This window comes from Arthrobacter sp. B2I5 (genome assembly GCF_030816735.1).
Taxonomy (GTDB): domain Bacteria; phylum Actinomycetota; class Actinomycetes; order Actinomycetales; family Micrococcaceae; genus Arthrobacter.
On record NZ_JAUSYF010000001.1, the window covers coordinates 2,724,953 to 2,740,614 of the forward strand.

Genomic DNA, 15,662 nt, shown 5'->3' on the forward strand with positions numbered 1-15,662 from the left:
GTGTGACTTGCGCGGCTGCCGTAAGCAAGGGAACTTGATACTTCGACGTTAGGCCCGGCGGGTCCCGAGGTCAAAGACCCCAGGGGCTTGGAAGAGGCGTGTCGAAACTTTCAGGCTTAACTTTAACCTTAACGTGACCTCAGCCGTCGAAATCCTCGGGTTCCACGTCATCGAGGAACTCGCGGAATCGGCGCAGCTCGCGTTCCTCATCCACGGTGGGGCCCGGCTCCGCGTCCTCGCCCTCATCGTGCTCGGTAATGCGGACTCCGGCCTCATCCATGACGGAATCGGCGCACCAGATCCGGCACTTTGCGCGCAGCGCCACCGCAAGCGCGTCCGAAGCCCGGGAGCTTACGGTGGTTCCGTTCTCGAACTGCAGCTGCCCGTAGAAGATGTTGTCCTCCACCGCAACGATGTTGACACTGACCACCGAGTGGCCCAGCGACTCCACGACGTCCACCAGGAGATCGTGCGTCATGGGCCGGGGCGGCACTACGCCCTGCTGGGCAAGGGCAATGGCGCTGGCTTCCGGGGTGCCGATCCAAATGGGGACGTGGCGTTCGCCGTGCATCTCCTTGAGCAGGACCAGCGGCTGGTTGGAAGGCAGTTCGATGCGAACGCCTACAATCTCGACTTCGATCATCAGATGTCCATGCGTGAGATGTGGTCCTGCACCAGGGCCCGGTGCAGGGTGAGGCAGAGGTCGCTGATCTCGCGGGCGGCCTCGGCCGCGCGCGCCTGTGATGCAGAGTCCTTGCGGGAAGCAAGCGGTGCCACAGCGCGTTCCACCAGGCCGAATTCACGTTCGGCTGCTGCCTGGAAGGGCCGCAGGTGCCGGGGTTCCAGCCCGTGGCTTTCCAGCTGGACGCAGGCGCGGGCAACCTGGAGGGCGTGTTCGTCGAACTGGCCGTTGCTGTGGCTGATGAGGCCGAAGCTTAGCAGTGACTGCAGCAGGGGAACGCTGGCGCCGGATTCGGTGCGCAGCTGTTCCTCGCTCAGTTTCCTGCCCCGGTTCTGCAGCTCGGCGGCCAGCTCGTCAGAGACAATACGCGGGGAAACCACGACGCCGGGCGGCAGGTTCTCCGGCCGCTCCCCCCTGTCGATGGCATCAAGGTAGTCCTTGATGACTTTCAGGGGCAGGTACTGGTCCCGCTGCAGGGCCAGCACGAAGCGCAGCCGCTCCACGTCGCCGTCGGAATACTGGCGGTAGCCGGCTGGGGTGCGCCGGGGGTTGATCAGTCCCTTTTCCTCAAGGAACCGGATCTTCGACGCCGTCATGCCCGGAAAGTCAGCGCTCAACTGGGCGAGGACTTCGCCAATGTTCAGGACCTGGGGGCCCCGGCGTTCCGGTTGTGCCATTGCCACAGGCAGCGGTCCCCGGTTCAGCTGCGGCCTGCAGCCGTGGCAGGGCTCAGGTAGAAGGTGAGGCGGAACTTGCCGATCTGGACTTCGCTGCCTGACTTCAACTCCACACGGTCCACCCGGTCATGGTTGACGTAGGTGCCGTTGAGGCTGTTCTTGTCCACTACTTCGAAGCTGCGCGCCGTGCGCCGGAATTCGACGTGGCGGCGCGAAACCGTGACGTCGTCCAGGAAGATGTCCGCGTCCGGGTGCCGGCCAGCGGTGGTCACGTCTGAATCCAGCAGGAACCGGGCACCGGCATTCGGGCCGCTGTGGGCAACAAGCAGCGCCGAACCGGCAGGAAGGGCTTCCACCGAGTTGCGCTCGTCAAAGGACAGCCTGGGCGCGATGGTGGGTTCATCGGTGACGGGGGTGAGATGGATCGAGGTGGTCTCCGACGCCTTAGCCGCACCCGTGCCGTAATCCCCATCGGCAGGGTTGTGTCTGTGGCCAGCCATGGATTCCTCCTCTTTGACGTTGCGGGCATCAACCCGCAACCAACGTTTGCACTCCGGCCCTGCCAGCAGGTCCGGCACCGGCACCCGATCCGGGGGCTGACGTGCGAAGACGCTTTGCCTGCGGCGCGGGGCCGGACCGGAAATACCGGTTAGCTTTAGCCTACCTGTTGTTCGTACTCCGATGCACTGAGCAGGGACTCAACGGCGTCAGGTTCGGCGAGTTTGACCTCGATGAGCCAGCCGTCGCCGTACGGATCGGTGTTGATGAGCGCCGAATCGCTGTCCAGGGAGTCGTTCCGGGCCACCACTTCGCCGGAAACAGGTGCGTAGATGTCGCTCACGCTCTTGGTGGACTCAACCTCACCGACTACTTCGTTTGCCGTAATCTTCGTGCCGACTTCGGGCATCTGGGCGTAAACCACATCTCCGAGGGCGTCCTGGGCAAAGTCGGTGATTCCCACGCGGACCACGCCGTCGGCATTGGGGGCAGTGACCCACTCGTGTTCGGCGGTGTAGGACAGGTCTTCGGGAATGTTGCTCATGGGAGGCCTTTCATCGGGGTACGCGCCAAATGTCAAAAGGGGCCCGCAAAAGGGGCCGCCGCTGAAAGTATAGGCACAACTGCCGGGGCCGGCACGGGCCTTTCTGACAAGATGGGAGCCATGAGTGCAAGCACTGGTGCGGCATCCCGGGGACAGGACAGGTAGCCCATGCCGGAACTGCCTGAAGTCGCCGGCCTGGCCGCGTTCCTTGATGAACAGCTGCGGGGCTGCATGGTGTCCAAACTGCAGATCGTCTCCTTCGCAGTGCTCAAGACCGCCGACCCGCCCTTCAACGCCGTCGAAGGCCGTACCGTGTCCGGCGTCCGCCGGTTCGGAAAGTTCATCAGCATCGACACGGACGGCATTTCCCTGGTGTTCCACCTGGCACGCGCGGGCTGGGTGCGCTTCACGGACTCCCCCGCCGGCAGCCAGCTCCGGATGGGCAAGGGCCTGATCGCCGTCCGCGCTGCCTTCTCCGGTCCGGACGGGCCGCGTGGCCTGGATTTGACGGAAGCGGGCACCAAGAAGAGCCTCGCCGTCTATGTTGTGCGCGACCCCCAGGAGGTCCCCGGCATCGCCGCCCTGGGTCCGGATCCGTTCACTGAAGCGTTCGACGCCGACATGCTGGGTGAGATCCTCGCCGGCAGTTCCCAGCAGGTCAAGGGACTCCTGCGCAGCCAGAGCGTCATCGCCGGCATTGGCAATGCCTACAGTGACGAGATCCTGCACGCCGCCCGGGTCTCGCCGTTCGCCATCGCAAAATCCCTGGACCGGGAGACGGTGCAGGTGCTGTACGACGCCATCCACTCCGTGCTGGGCGAAGCGCTGGCGGAGGCAGCCGGCAAGCCGCCCAAGGACCTCAAGGACGTCAAGCGCAGCCACATGCGGGTTCACGCCCGGACTGGCCAGCCCTGCCCCGTCTGCGGCGACACGGTCCGGGAAGTCTCGTTCGCGGACACTGCCCTGCAGTACTGCCCTACCTGCCAGACAAAAGGCAAGATCCTGGCGGACCGGAGAACGTCCAAATTCCTGAAGTAGGAAGGCCGGGCAGGAAGCCAACGGAAGAAATGCCAAAAAAGCGGAAAGCGCCGGAGAAAATTCTCCGGCGCTTTCCGCTTTGTGGTCGGGCTGACAGGATTTGAACCTGCGACCCCTTGACCCCCAGTCAAGTGCGCTACCAAGCTGCGCTACAGCCCGCTGGTTCCGCCGTTCTCCGCTGAACTCAAACCCGAGGATTTTCATCAGCAGTCCGGCCGAACCACCTAGAAGAGCTTACACGATCCGGAGGGGTGCCTGTGACACTTTCCGGCGATCAGCCCCAGGTGTGTCGCAATTAACGCTTGCGGCCACGCTTTTCCCGGACGCGCATGCTGACCTCAATCGGGGTGCCTTCGAATCCGAAGGTCTCGCGCAGGCGGCGGGTAATGAACCGGCGGTACCCCGGGTCCAGGAAGCCCGTGGTGAACAGCACGAACTTGGGCGGCCGGCTGGAGGCCTGGGTGCCGAACAGGATGCGTGGCTGCTTGCCGCCGCGGACCGGGTGGGGGTGCGCAGCCACGAGCTCACCCAGGAAGGCGTTGAGGCGGCCGGTGGCGATGCGCTTGTCCCAGTTCTCCAGGGCAAGGTCCAGGGCCGGAACCAGGCGGTCCTTGTGCCAGCCGGTCTTCGCCGAAATGTTGACCCGCGGCGCCCATTCGACGTGCGCCAGGTCCTGCTCGATTTCGCGCTCCAGGTAACGGCGGCGCTCGTCGTCCAGCAGGTCCCATTTATTGAAGGCCAGGACCAGCGCGCGGCCGGACTCGATGGCCAGCTGCAGGATGCGGACGTCCTGTTCGCTGAGGACCTCGTCCACGGCGAGGAGTACGACGGCGACCTCCGCCTTTTCGAGAGCGGACTGCGTCCGGAGTGAGGCGTAGAAGTCAGCACCCTGGGCCATGTGCTGGCGGCGGCGGATGCCGGCGGTATCCACGAACCGCCAGGTGCGGCCGCCGAGTTCGATGAATTCGTCCACCGGGTCGCGGGTGGTTCCGGCGGTGTTGTCCACCACTACCCGTTCGGATCCCGCAAGCTTGTTCAGCAGCGAGGACTTCCCCACGTTGGGCCGGCCAATAAGGGCAATGCGGCGGGGGCCGCCGGAACGGTCGGTTCCCTCAATGGTGGAGAACTCCGGCAGCACCTCCATGACGTGGTCCAGGAGGTCGGCCACACCGCGTCCGTGAAGGGCCGAGACCGGGTAGGGCTCGCCGAAGCCGAGGCCCCACAGGGCAGCGCTGTCAGCCTCCTGGGCAAAGTCGTCCACCTTGTTGGCCACCATGATGACCGGCTTCTTGCTGCGGCGCAGCATCTTCATGACGCCTTCATCCGTGGCAGTGGCGCCAACGGCGGAGTCCACTACGAAAAGCACGGCGTCGGCGAGTTCCACGGCCATCTCGGCCTGCTCGGCAACCCGGGCGTGGATGCCCCGGGCGTCGTGTTCCCACCCACCGGTGTCCACCAGGGTGAAGTTGCGGCCGTTCCAGTTGGCCGAGTACATGACACGGTCGCGGGTGACGCCCGGGGTGTCCTCCACCACTGCCTCGCGGCGGCCCAGGATGCGGTTCACCAAGGTGGACTTCCCCACGTTCGGCCGCCCGATGATCGCCAGGACGGGATCAAGCTTGACCGGCCCGTCAACGTCTTCGTCGCCGTATTCCCCGCTCAGCAGTGCGGCATCGTCTTCGTCAAGCTCGTAGTCCTCGAGGCCGGCCCGGAGCGAGGCGGCACGCAGCTCCGCTTCGTCGTCGCCAATTGCCGCCAGCCGTTCGGCAACCTGGTCGGTGCCTGCGGGGGTGTATTCGTCGTCGGCGCCGGAATGCCCGGAAGTCTGGGTGGTGTCGCTCATTGCACTGTCCTTAGTGGTCATCTGCCGGCGTCCCCGGCTACTGCTGTCAAGTCGTTATGGTCAGCGAAGGGCAGTGGCTGCCCGCTGAGTTGGATGGTGTCCTGGACGTGCCCTGCCAGCGCTGCACGGATGTCCTGCGCCGCCCTGTCCATTGAAGCACGCCCGCTTTCGCCGGCCCGGCGGGCCAGGGTAAGGGCTGAGCCGAAGCTGACGTGGAAGCGCCGCCCGGGCCGCGGAACGAAGTCCAGGTGCTCATTGCCCTGCCGGGTGCCCAGGATGGCGACCGGAACAACGGGGGCACCGGAGTTCAATGCCAGCCAGGCCACGCCGCCGTTGATGTCCGCCGCTGAGCCGCTCCCCCGCGTCCCTTCGGGAAGAATCCCAACGCAGCGTCCGGCGTCGAGCATGTCCTTGCAGCGCTGCAGCGCAGCCCGGTCCCCCCGCCGGTCCACCGGAAGCTGCCCGGAGGCGGTAAGCACCCGGCCCAGGAAACCCTTGAACATCTCCTGTTTCACCAGGATGTGCATGGGCCGCGGTGCCGCGCCGAACATAACCGGCCCGTCCAGGAAGCTGATGTGGTTGGCGGCGAAGATTACCGGCCCGCCGGTGGGAACGTTGCTCCTGCCCGTCACGGTGGTCCGGTAGACCAAGTGGTCCAGGATCCAGCCCACCGGCCTGCTCCACGCCATGGTCAGGCCGGACGGCAGGGCCACGCCGGCGTCAGTCACGGTTGAGCACCTTGGTGACGATTACCAGCGCGGCGTTGACGGTCTGCTCGAAGTCCAGGTCCGAGGAGTCCAGCGTCACCACCCCGGAAGCGGCCTGGGTGAAGTTCACCACGGTTGAGTCCTTCGCATCCCGGTGGGTCACCTGGGCTGCCAGCTGCTCGGCGTTCTGCGTCCCGCCCAGCTGCATGCCCCGCCGGCGAAGGCGGGCTTCCTCGCTTGCGGTGAGGAGCATGCGCACCTCGGCTCCGGGCGCGACGACGGTGGTAATGTCCCTGCCTTCCACCACCATCCGGCGGTGGTGCTTTTCGATGAGGTCCCGCTGACGGCGGATGAGTTCGGTCCGGGCACCAAGGGTGGTGGCCACGGAGCTGACCGCGGAGGAAATTTCCGGTTCACGGATGGCGTCGGTGACGTCCACGCCGCCCACCCGGACGTATTCCTCCTGCGGGCTGGTGCTTAATTCCAGCACGAAGTCCCGGGAGGCCTGTTCCACGGCCGCACCGTCGTCAAGGTCGATACCCTGGGATACGCAGTACCAGGTGAGGGCGCGGTACATCGCTCCGGTGTCCAGGTAGGCCAGCCGCAGCCTGCGGGCAACCTCCTTGCTCACGCTGGATTTACCGGAACCTGACGGTCCGTCGATGGCGACCACCAGCGGCCGGCCGATGCGCAACGCGCGCATGGTTTCGAGGAGTTCCTGTGTCATTACTGAAGTACCCGCCATCCGCGGTCGTTGAGAGCTTCGATCAGGTGGTCGTGCTTGTTCGGCAACACAGACAATTCCACCATGCCAACGTTCTGTCCTGAGGAATGGTCCAGCCGAAGATCTTCGACGTTCACACCGATTTCACCAATTTCGGTGAGCAGCTGCGCGATCTGGCCGGGCTTGTCATCCACCAGGACGGTGAGCCAGGAATATGCCTGCGGCGGGCCGCCGTGCTTGCCGGGAATCCGGGCCTGCCCGGCGTTGCCCTCACTGATCAGCTGCGCCAGGTCCAGCCGGGCTCCCGGCGCCGAGGGCTGCTCCAAGGTCCCAATGAGACGGTTCAGGTCCTCACGGACGCCGTACAGGATCTCCACGACTTTGGCCGCATTCCCGCCCAGGATCTGCACCCACAGGGTGGGGTCGCTCGCGGCGATCCTGGTGACGTCGCGCAGGCCGTTGCCGGCCAGGGACAGGGCATGCAGCGGGGTTCCCTGGAGACGGCTGGCCAGCAGGGAGGACATGACCTGGGGCAGGTGCGACACCAGGGCCACCGCCTCATCATGGTCGTCCGCCGTGAACTGCGAGACCACTGCCCCCAGGTCCGAGGCGAGCGACCGTGCCACCTGAAGGGCAGCGCCGGAGGTCTCCTCCGACGGGCAGATCACCCATGGCATGGACGTAAACAGCTCGCCGCGCGCGGCTACCGGACCGGACTTTTCCCGCCCGGCCATGGGGTGGGTGCCCACGTAGCGCCTGAGGTCGGCGCCGAGGCTGCGCAGCCGGGCCAGGATGTCCGCCTTGACGCTGGCAATGTCCACCACGACGGCGGCTGGGTAATCAGCGAGCGCCTTGTACACGACGTCGGCCGTAACGTCCGGCGGAGCGGCGACCACCACAAGCTGGGGCTTGGCGTCCCCGAGGTCCGCCAAGGGACGCCCGGCACCGATATCCACCGCCACCGCCTGGTTGGTGGGCGAGGGGTCGGACAGGAATACCGGTACACCACGGCCGCGCAGGCCCAGCCCGATGCTGGTGCCCAGCAGTCCGGTGCCAATCACCACTACCGGGCCATCCAGGTGGCCACGGCCCTGGCTTTTGAACGCCGACATGCGTCAGAGTCCTACGGATGCCAGCAGGTGGCCGACTTCCTGCTTGCCCAGGTTGCGGATGCTGCCCTGGCGCTGGTCACCGAGGCCGATGGGGCCCACCTTGACGCGGACCAGCCGCTGCACCGGGAAACCGACGGCATCGAAGAGGCGGCGGACGATCCGGTTCTTGCCCGAGTGGAGCACAACCTCGATCAGAACGTGGCCCGGGGTGGAGTCCACCAGGCGGAAGGAGTCGACGTTCGCGAAGCCATCCTCCAGTTCCACGCCGGACTTCAGCTGGGCGCCCACACCCTGCGGGAACGGCCCGCGCACCTGCACCAGGTAGGTCTTGGGCACCTCGTAGGACGGGTGGGTCAGCCTGTTGGCGAGTTCGCCGTCGTTGGTTAGCAACAGCAGGCCTTCGGTGGCGACGTCGAGCCTGCCCACGTGGAAGAGGCGTTCGCCGGTGTTCTTGTTGCTCTTCAGGAAGTCGCTGATGCAGGGCCGGCCCTCGGGGTCCTCCATCGTGGACACCACGCCCTTGGGCTTGTTGAACACCATGTAGACCAGGTTCTCGTCCAGCTGGATCCGCAGGCCGTCAACGTGGATGACGGCGGTCTTGGGATCGACGCGCATGCCGAGTTCCGTGACCACCTGGCCGTCCACCTCAACGCGGCCCTCGGCGATCATCTCTTCACAGACGCGCCGGGACGCCACTCCTGCTGACGCCATGACCTTCTGGAGGCGCACGCCGTCGGCATCGTGGAGTTCCGACTGCGGAACGTTCCCGCGGGGACCCTTCTTCCGGCCGGGCTTGCGGACCGGACCCAGGTTCTGGCCGAAGCGTTCGCTGCCAAAGGCACGCGAAGCTGCTGCCCCGGGAGTGCCGGTACGCGGCTTGGGCTTGAGGGCGCCGGGAGTTCCGGGAGCCTTCTTGGCGCCGGGCTTGCGGGCAGCGGGCTTCCGCGACGACGGCTTGGCGCCACGGGCACCCTCAGCCGGACGTCCCTGCTGGTCCCCCGCGAGGTCGGGGTCAATGAAGCGTTCCTCGCGCGGCTTGGGGCTTCGGTGCGGCCGGTCCCCGCCAAAGCCGGCGCCTCGCTTGCCTGCTCCGCCGCGGGAGCCTCCGCTGAAGCCGCCGCCCTGTGTGCTGCGCTGCTGGGAATTGCTGCGTTCGTTCCCGCCGCGTCCCGAACCGTTACGTGGTGAACCCTGGCGTCCCGCCTGTGTCATGACCCGTCCTTCAATGTGTTTTGGCCGGCAAAGATGTCCAAGGACAACCCTAGCCAGCCGTGCAGACTTCGTCTGCCCTGATAAAAAACCTGATAAAACCTGCTGATGGGACAGGTGCCGGCAGGGCGCCTGCCTACATCGTCCCGGCGTCGTAGAACTCTGCGATCCCGTCGAGCCCCGGAAGGTGCGGCGACAGCTGGGGCAGGTCCCCCACTGAACTGATTCCCATCCGTTCGAGGAAATAGGAGGTTGTCCGGTAGAGGATTGCGCCGGACTCGGGATCGGTTCCCGCGTCCTCGATCAGCCCGCGCTGGGCAAGCGTCCGTACGACGGAATCAACATTGACACCGCGAATCGCAGACACCCTGGCCCGGGAGACGGGCTGGCGGTACGCGATGACTGCCAGTGTTTCCAGCGCCGCCTGGGTAAGCCTGGCCGTCTGCCCTTCAAGCACATATTTGCCCACAATGTCGGCAAACTCCGTGCGCGAGTAGATCCGCCAGCCACCGGCGATGTTCCGCAATTCAAAACCCCGGGGGCTGGAACCGATGCCAGCGTGGCTGGCATCCTCCATCTCCGGGGCTTTAACAGTATAGCCGTTATACTCACGCTGCAGTTCTGCCAGGAGGCAGCGGACGGTATTGACCGTCAGGCCCACTCCCGCAGCCAGCTCCTCTTCGGTGGCTGGTTCGGCGAGGACCATGAGGACAGCTTCGAGGGCAGCTTTGGCACCGCCGGGGAGGTCGTCGAAGTCCGGGCCGTGGTCCAGGTCCTCCTGGGGCGCCCTTTCCTGCGGCTTGGGGTTCACGGTTGCTCCTCATACTCTTCGCTCAGGTTTTCTGCAGACCAGTCCCGGCCTTCGGCTGTCCAGTGGATGGCAAGCTCGGCCAGCGGGGACAGCTGGTCGAACGCGACGGCCCGGTCCCGGAACAGTTCCAGGAGGGCCAGGAACCTGGCCACCACCACCAGGGTGGACTCGGCGTCGGCAATCAGGGAACGGAAGGTCTGGGGCGATTCCTGCTGAAGGCGAAGCCCCAGCACCCTCGCTTCTTCCTTGACGCTGACGGTGCTTCCGTGCAGGTGTCCGAGTGCCACCTGGGGCGGCTGGGCCGGCGCTTTAGGCCGGAGCGCGGCCTCGGCCAGCGCGGCGAACTGCTCCGGTGTGTGCTTCCAGACCAGCTCGGGGAGCATCGCCGCGAAGTGCTCCTCCAGGGCCACCTGCCGGGGAAAGCGCCGGCCTTCCTGGTGAAGGGTTTCGCCCAGGATTCCTGCCACCTGTTTGAAGGCCTTGTACTGCAGCAACCGGGCAAAGAGGAGGTCCCGTGCTTCCAGCAGGGCGATGTCCTCGTCGTCCTCCACTTCACCGGCTGGAAGGAGCCGTGCTGCCTTGAGGTCCAGCAGCGTGGCGGCGATCACCAGGAACTCGCTGGCCTCGTCCAGCGCCCATTCTTCGCCGAGCTGCTGCAGTTTCCGGATGTACTTGATGAACTCATCCGTGACGGTGGCGATGGCCACTTCGGTGATGTCCAGCTGGTGCTTGGCGATCAGTCCCAGGAGGAGGTCGAACGGACCCGTGAAGTTGGCCAGCCGCACCTCGAAGCCGGGTTTGGATTCGGCCACGGCGTGCTTAGGGCGCGCCGCCGCGGGAGATCAGCTCCTTGGCCAGCCGGCGGTACGCATCCGCGCCCACGTGGTTTCCGGCGTAGCTGGTGATGGGCTCCGCGGCCACCGTGGCGTCTGCGAACTTGATGGAGCGCTTGATGACCGTTTCGAAGACCTTGTCGCCGAATGCCTCCACCAGCCGGGTGATCACTTCGCGGCTGTGCAGTGTCCGTGCGTCGTACATGGTGGCCAGTACGCCGTCCACCTGCAGGCGCGGGTTCAGCCGGTCCTGGACCTTGTCGATGGTTTCGACCAGCAGCGCCACGGCACGGAGGGCGAAGAACTCGCAGATGAGCGGAATGATCACGCCGTGGGCTGCAGTGAGTGCGTTCACGGTCAGGAGTCCCAGGGAGGGCTGGCAGTCGATGAGGACGACGTCGTAATCGTCTTCGACTTTCTTGAGCGCACGGTCCAGGACCTGTTCGCGCGCAACCTCGTTGACCAGCTGGACTTCTGCGGCGGAGAGGTCGATGTTGGCCGGCAGCAGGTCCACGTTCTCCACACCGGTGTGGTGGATGGCGTCGCGGATATCCACCTTGCGGTCCATCAGGACGTTGTACACGGTGAGGTCCAGTTCATGCGGGTTGACGCCCAGGCCGGCCGAGAGCGCACCCTGGGGATCGAAGTCCACCAGCAGGACACGGCGGCCGTACTCGGCGAGCGCCGCGGCGAGGTTGATGGTGGAGGTGGTCTTCCCCACGCCGCCCTTCTGGTTGACCATGGCGATCACGCGTGCCGGACCGTGGGAGGGCAGCGGCGCGGGTTCCGGGAACTCCCGGTATGGGCGCCCCGTGGGCCCCATCACCGCGTTTTCCAGGTCGAATTCCGTGCCCTCCAGAGTTGCTGAACCCTGTTCGCTGCTCACGTATCTGTCCACACTTTCGATGACGGTGATTTCCTGCCGCTGGCTCACCAGCGCCGTTCGTTCTGCTCCCTAGGTTACAGCGCCCGACACGGTATTCGACGGAACTTGACTTTCCGCGAATGTTGAGCCTTGACCCTCTAGCTGAGGTCGAAGGTTGAAGTGGCGGGGAACGCGAAACCGCCCCCGCAGCATGGCTGCAGGGGCGGTTTCGTGGGTGTGCGGGTGGCGGCTAGGCCTTTGCGGCCTCGCGTGCGCCCTCTTCCTTGGGTGCCATCTCGCCGTGGTGGTGGACCATCATGGTTGCTTCGTCGAAGGGTTCTTCGCCGGAGAGCACCCGGCCCACCTGGCCGCCGTCGATCTCCTTGACCCAGGTGCCGATCAGGACGGTGGCCACGGCGTTGCCCGTGAAGTTGGTCAGGGCACGGGCTTCAGACATGAACCGGTCAATGCCGACGATCATGCCCACGCCGCCCAGCAGTTCGGGACGGTGGGCCTGCAGGCCGGCCGCCAGGGTTGCCAGGCCGGCGCCGGTCACACCGGCGGCGCCCTTGGAGGCGATGATCATGAAGATCAGCAGCGAGATCTGCGCGCCGAGGTCCAGCGGGGTGCCCATGGCGTTGGCGACAAAGAGCGAAGCCATGGTCAGGTAGATGGCCGTACCGTCAAGGTTGAAGGAGTAGCCGGTGGGGACGGTGACGCCGACGACGGGCTTGGAGACGCCCAGGTGTTCCATCTTGGCGATCAGGCGGGGCAGGGCGGCTTCGGAGGATGAGGTGGAGAAGATGAGGAGGTATTCGCGGGCCAGGTACTTCATGAGCTTGAAGATGTTGACCCCGGCCACTACCTGCAGCAGTCCGCCGAGGATGACCACGATGAACAGTGCACAGGTGATGTAGAAGGCAATCATGAGGGTGAACATGCTGATGATTGCCTGGAAGCCCGTTGCACCGACGACGGCGGCAATGGCACCGAAGGCGCCTACCGGAGCCAGCCACATGATCATGATCAGGATGCGGAATACGAGAGCCTGGCCGTAGCTGACGGCCTTGAGGATGGGGGCACCCTGGGCGCCCATCTTCTGCAGCGCGAAGCCAACCAGGATGGCTGCCAGCAGGGTGGGCAGGACGGGGACGTCACTGGGAATGATTCCCAGCAGGAAGTCCACGGTGCTGTCCGTGGCGGCCTTCTTGTTCGGGTCGTACGGCGACAGCTTCAGGCCCTCACCCGGGTGGATGATGTTTCCCACCACAAGGCCGATGGCCAGGGCGAAGGTGGACATGACGACGAAGTAGCCCAGGGCGAGGCCACCGACCTTACCGACGGTGGCCGCCTTGGCAATGGAGCCGATGCCCAGGACGATGGTGCAGAAAATGACCGGAGCGATCATCATCTTGATGAGCTTGATGAATCCGTCACCCAGGGGCTTGAGGGACTTGCCGACTTCCGGGAACAGCAGGCCAACGGCTGCACCCAGGATCACGGCGACGATGACGGCAATGTAGAGGTAGTGCGATTTGTCCAGGCCTTTGCGCCGCGTCTTCACGGTGTCAAGGGACTCTCCTCGTTGAGAAGCCATGATGTGTCTCCTTATGGATAATCTGATAGACGCTGGGGCACAGTCTCTGGGCTCATCACGTCCTTGCGGTGTGATATCCATCATTGGCTACGCCGTGATCCAGCTCACCGTTGCGTTCATATTGGTCGCGGCATCCGCAGGGTCAACGAGAGGCAGGCATGATCCACCGCTGGAGTATCGCCCGCCGGCTGTTCCTGGCCAACCTGCTGATCGTCGTGTCCTTTATCGCCATTGTGGGAACCGCCGCCTACGTGGATGCCCGGGACCGGACCTATGACGAGGCCGGCCGCCGGATGGAAGGAGTGGCCGCCTCCATCGCCGCCAATCCCCTGGTGCTCCAGGCTGCCGCCACGCCGGACCCGTCCACCCTCCTACAGCCGTATGCCAGGGATGTGACCACGGCGGCCCACGTCGACTTCATCACCATCATGGCTCCCGACCGCACCCGCTGGACCCACCCCAGGGACGAGGAGCTGGGCCGGCCGTACATCGGATCGATTGACGCCGCGCTCCGGGGCCAGCCATTCACCGAAGTCACGGCCGGGACCCTGGGCCCGTCCGTGCGCACGATTGTTCCGGTCAAGGATTCCGCGGGGACCGTCAAGGCGCTCGTGGCGGTGGGAGTCACTGTCCGCAGCGTCGATATTGCCTTCGCCGGGCGTCTTCCCGTCCTGCTGGCCGTTGGCATAGCCCTCCTGGTGGGCGGCTCCCTGGCGTCGTGGCTGCTGGGCAGGTACCTGCGGCGGGTAACCAGGGGCTGGGGTCCCGAGCAGCTGGCGCAGCTGTTCGCCTACTACGAATCGGTGCTGCACTCGGTCCGTGAAGGACTGATCCTCATCGATGCGCGCAAGCGGGTGGTGATGTACAACGACCAGGCTGCCGAACTGCTGGGCCTGGCGGACACGGGCAGCAATGATCCCACCCGGCCCCCATCGCTGGCAGACCTTCCCTTGGACGAGGAACTGCGCAGCCTGTTCGAATCCGGACGGACCACCAAGGACGAGATGGTCCTGACCGATTCCCGCGTGCTGGTGGTCAACCAGGGGCCGGCCCGGGGTCCTGAATCCCACGGAACGCGCGGAAAAGTCCCCGTGTACGGCACCGTGGCCACCCTCCGGGACCGGACCGAGATCGAAGCACTGGGCAATGAACTGCAGACCATGCGGACCCTCTCCGACGCCCTGCGTGCCCAGACCCACGAACATGCCAACCGGCTGCACACCATGGTTTCGCTCCTGGAACTGGGAAGGACCGGGGAAGCCCTGGACTTTGCCACCCAGGACCTGGCCCTGAGCCAGCAGCTGACGGATGACATGGTGAGCTCCATCGATGAACCGGTGGTGGGAGCACTGGTCATGGGAAAGGTGGCCGAAGCCCACGAACGCGGGGTCCAGTTGGAAGTCTCCACCCTGGGCTCCGGCACGGCACCCGGGGTGGCCGTCCAGGACCTGGTGACCATCCTGGGGAACCTGCTGGACAACGCCATTGACGCCGCCGCCGATGCACCGCCTCCCCGGCGTGTGGAACTGACCCTGGAGGCCGACGACGAAGGCCTGGACATCGCCGTAAACGACTCCGGGACGCCCATCGACCCCGCCGATGCAGAAAAGATCTTCCGGCACGGATTCAGCACGAAGCCGGCGGGGCCCGGAGGCCGGGGCATCGGCCTTGCGCTGGTCCGGCAGGCGGTGCAGCGTTTGGGCGGTACGCTGGCCATCAACGGCCGGCGCGGCGCCAAGTTCGAAGTATTCCTGCCCGCAGCGTCCGCGGAGAAGGAGCACAGACAGTGAGCAACATCCGGGTGCTCGTCGTCGAAGACGAGGCCATCGCTTCGGCAGCGCACGCTGCCTATGTGGGAAGGCTGGAAGGATTCGAGCTGGCCGGGACTGCCCCCGACGGCCAGTCTGCCCTGCGGCTGCTGAACGAATTCGTGGCGGCGGGACAGCCGGTGGAACTGGTCCTGCTGGATATGAACCTGCCCGATCTGCATGGCTTGGACATTGCCCGGCGGATGCGTTCGGCGGGGATCCTCGCGGACATCATCGCCATCACCGCCGTGCGTGAACTGGCCATCGTCCGCAGCGCGGTGGCAATCGGCGTGGTCCAGTACCTGATCAAGCCCTTCACGTTCGCCACGTTCTCCGACAAGCTCGAAAACTACCGGCTGTTCCGCCAGCAACTGGGTGGTTCCAGCGGCGGTCCCGGCAAGGGGGGTGCGTCCCAAAGTGAAGTGGACAGGGCCTTTGCCAGCCTCAGGGCGCCGTCCGAACTCCCGCTTCCCAAGGGCCTTTCCACCTCGACCCTGGGCTCCGTCCAGGAGTTTCTCCGCCGGCAGCCGGAAGCAGTGTCCGCCACCGAAGTCATGGACGCCCTGGGCATGTCACGCGTGACGGCGCGGCGCTACCTCGAATACCTTGCCGATGCCGGCACTGTTTCGAGGACCGCCCGCTATGGCACCCCCGGCAGGCCGGAAAACGAATACCGCTGGAACGCCCGCTGAACCGGGGTTGGGCGGCCCTTCG

General features: G+C 65.6%; 15 protein-coding genes, 1 tRNA gene and 1 pseudogene. 3 read left to right on the plus strand and 14 right to left on the minus strand.

What is annotated here, in order from left to right; all coding sequences use genetic code 11:
• Positions 1 to 139: 139 nt before the first annotated feature.
• The 4 genes from QFZ60_RS12790 to gcvH form a co-directional block, all read right to left on the minus strand.
• Positions 140 to 643 carry a bifunctional nuclease family protein gene (locus QFZ60_RS12790; RefSeq protein WP_056331728.1) on the minus strand — a complete coding sequence of 168 codons (504 nt, stop codon included), beginning with the start codon at positions 641 to 643 and terminating at the stop codon, positions 140 to 142.
• Complete coding sequence (locus QFZ60_RS12795) at positions 643 to 1,359, minus strand: MerR family transcriptional regulator (RefSeq protein ID WP_018763526.1); 717 nt, start codon at positions 1,357 to 1,359, stop codon at positions 643 to 645. The genes QFZ60_RS12790 and QFZ60_RS12795 overlap by 1 nt, the downstream gene beginning before the upstream one ends.
• A 23-nt stretch (positions 1,360 to 1,382) precedes the next feature.
• Positions 1,383 to 1,859: an FHA domain-containing protein gene (locus tag QFZ60_RS12800; RefSeq protein ID WP_142121243.1), complete on the minus strand. Its 477-nt coding sequence runs from the start codon at positions 1,857 to 1,859 to the stop codon at positions 1,383 to 1,385.
• A gap of 155 nt (positions 1,860 to 2,014) precedes the next feature.
• Positions 2,015 to 2,401, minus strand: coding sequence for a glycine cleavage system protein GcvH (gene gcvH / locus QFZ60_RS12805; protein WP_018763524.1), 387 nt, complete (start codon positions 2,399 to 2,401; stop codon positions 2,015 to 2,017).
• 168 nt (positions 2,402 to 2,569) lie between these two features.
• Here gcvH and QFZ60_RS12810 point away from each other — a divergent pair, with 168 nt between their 5' ends.
• Positions 2,570 to 3,439 carry an Fpg/Nei family DNA glycosylase gene (locus QFZ60_RS12810; protein ID WP_307090835.1) on the plus strand — a complete coding sequence of 290 codons (870 nt, stop codon included), beginning with the start codon at positions 2,570 to 2,572 and terminating at the stop codon, positions 3,437 to 3,439.
• 82 nt (positions 3,440 to 3,521) lie between these two features.
• On the opposite strand, the gene QFZ60_RS12815 is transcribed toward QFZ60_RS12810, so the two are convergent.
• The 10 genes and pseudogenes from QFZ60_RS12815 to QFZ60_RS12860 all read right to left on the minus strand — a co-directional run bounded on the left by QFZ60_RS12815 (position 3,522) and on the right by QFZ60_RS12860 (position 13,140).
• Positions 3,522 to 3,598: transfer RNA gene (locus QFZ60_RS12815), tRNA-Pro, on the minus strand.
• Between the two features lie 136 nt (positions 3,599 to 3,734).
• On the minus strand, positions 3,735 to 5,282 hold the full coding sequence (gene der / locus QFZ60_RS12820) for a ribosome biogenesis GTPase Der (RefSeq protein WP_142121234.1): 1,548 nt from the start codon (positions 5,280 to 5,282) through the stop codon (positions 3,735 to 3,737).
• Positions 5,283 to 5,292: 10 nt separating this feature from the next.
• A pseudogene (locus tag QFZ60_RS12825) lies at positions 5,293 to 5,971 on the minus strand (lysophospholipid acyltransferase family protein).
• Between the two features lie 31 nt (positions 5,972 to 6,002).
• Entirely contained in the window at positions 6,003 to 6,716 is a 714-nt protein-coding gene (gene cmk, locus QFZ60_RS12830; RefSeq protein ID WP_307090838.1) for a (d)CMP kinase, read from the minus strand.
• Positions 6,716 to 7,825 (minus strand): prephenate dehydrogenase, encoded by a 1,110-nt coding sequence (locus QFZ60_RS12835; RefSeq protein WP_307090840.1) that lies wholly within the window; start codon positions 7,823 to 7,825, stop codon positions 6,716 to 6,718. Before QFZ60_RS12835 ends, cmk begins: the two co-directional genes overlap by 1 nt.
• Before the next feature lie 3 nt (positions 7,826 to 7,828).
• Positions 7,829 to 9,037, minus strand: coding sequence for a pseudouridine synthase (locus tag QFZ60_RS12840; protein ID WP_307090842.1), 1,209 nt, complete (start codon positions 9,035 to 9,037; stop codon positions 7,829 to 7,831).
• A 133-nt stretch (positions 9,038 to 9,170) separates the two neighbouring features.
• On the minus strand, positions 9,171 to 9,806 hold the full coding sequence (locus QFZ60_RS12845; RefSeq protein ID WP_307093306.1) for an SMC-Scp complex subunit ScpB: 636 nt from the start codon (positions 9,804 to 9,806) through the stop codon (positions 9,171 to 9,173).
• A 35-nt stretch (positions 9,807 to 9,841) separates the two neighbouring features.
• The gene (locus tag QFZ60_RS12850) at positions 9,842 to 10,657 is read right to left on the minus strand and encodes a ScpA family protein (protein ID WP_307090844.1); all 816 of its coding nucleotides are present in this window, start codon (positions 10,655 to 10,657) and stop codon (positions 9,842 to 9,844) included.
• 7 nt (positions 10,658 to 10,664) lie between these two features.
• On the minus strand, positions 10,665 to 11,564 hold the full coding sequence (locus tag QFZ60_RS12855; RefSeq protein ID WP_142030898.1) for a ParA family protein: 900 nt from the start codon (positions 11,562 to 11,564) through the stop codon (positions 10,665 to 10,667).
• 229 nt (positions 11,565 to 11,793) lie between these two features.
• Positions 11,794 to 13,140 carry a cation:dicarboxylate symporter family transporter gene (locus QFZ60_RS12860; RefSeq protein WP_142121224.1) on the minus strand — a complete coding sequence of 449 codons (1,347 nt, stop codon included), beginning with the start codon at positions 13,138 to 13,140 and terminating at the stop codon, positions 11,794 to 11,796.
• A 158-nt stretch (positions 13,141 to 13,298) separates the two neighbouring features.
• On the opposite strand from QFZ60_RS12860, the gene QFZ60_RS12865 reads away from it, so the two are divergent.
• On the plus strand, positions 13,299 to 14,930 hold the full coding sequence (locus tag QFZ60_RS12865) for a sensor histidine kinase (RefSeq protein ID WP_307090847.1): 1,632 nt from the start codon (positions 13,299 to 13,301) through the stop codon (positions 14,928 to 14,930).
• On the plus strand, positions 14,927 to 15,640 hold the full coding sequence (locus QFZ60_RS12870; RefSeq protein ID WP_307090848.1) for a response regulator: 714 nt from the start codon (positions 14,927 to 14,929) through the stop codon (positions 15,638 to 15,640). The genes QFZ60_RS12865 and QFZ60_RS12870 overlap by 4 nt, the downstream gene beginning before the upstream one ends.
• Positions 15,641 to 15,662: the final 22 nt, after the last annotated feature.

Bases quoted from the DNA above. Each gene is read 5' to 3' on its own strand.
- QFZ60_RS12790 (WP_056331728.1), bottom strand. From the start codon at position 643: ATGATCGAAGTCGAGATTGTAGGCGTTCGCATCGAACTGCCTTCCAAC.
- QFZ60_RS12795 (WP_018763526.1), bottom strand. From the start codon at position 1,359: ATGGCACAACCGGAACGCCGGGGCCCCCAGGTCCTGAACATTGGCGAA.
- QFZ60_RS12800 (WP_142121243.1), bottom strand. From the start codon at position 1,859: ATGGCTGGCCACAGACACAACCCTGCCGATGGGGATTACGGCACGGGT.
- gcvH (WP_018763524.1), bottom strand. From the start codon at position 2,401: ATGAGCAACATTCCCGAAGACCTGTCCTACACCGCCGAACACGAGTGG.
- QFZ60_RS12810 (WP_307090835.1), top strand. From the start codon at position 2,570: ATGCCGGAACTGCCTGAAGTCGCCGGCCTGGCCGCGTTCCTTGATGAA.
- der (WP_142121234.1), bottom strand. From the start codon at position 5,282: ATGAGCGACACCACCCAGACTTCCGGGCATTCCGGCGCCGACGACGAA.
- cmk (WP_307090838.1), bottom strand. From the start codon at position 6,716: ATGACACAGGAACTCCTCGAAACCATGCGCGCGTTGCGCATCGGCCGG.
- QFZ60_RS12835 (WP_307090840.1), bottom strand. From the start codon at position 7,825: ATGTCGGCGTTCAAAAGCCAGGGCCGTGGCCACCTGGATGGCCCGGTA.
- QFZ60_RS12840 (WP_307090842.1), bottom strand. From the start codon at position 9,037: ATGACACAGGCGGGACGCCAGGGTTCACCACGTAACGGTTCGGGACGC.
- QFZ60_RS12860 (WP_142121224.1), bottom strand. From the start codon at position 13,140: ATGGCTTCTCAACGAGGAGAGTCCCTTGACACCGTGAAGACGCGGCGC.
- QFZ60_RS12865 (WP_307090847.1), top strand. From the start codon at position 13,299: ATGATCCACCGCTGGAGTATCGCCCGCCGGCTGTTCCTGGCCAACCTG.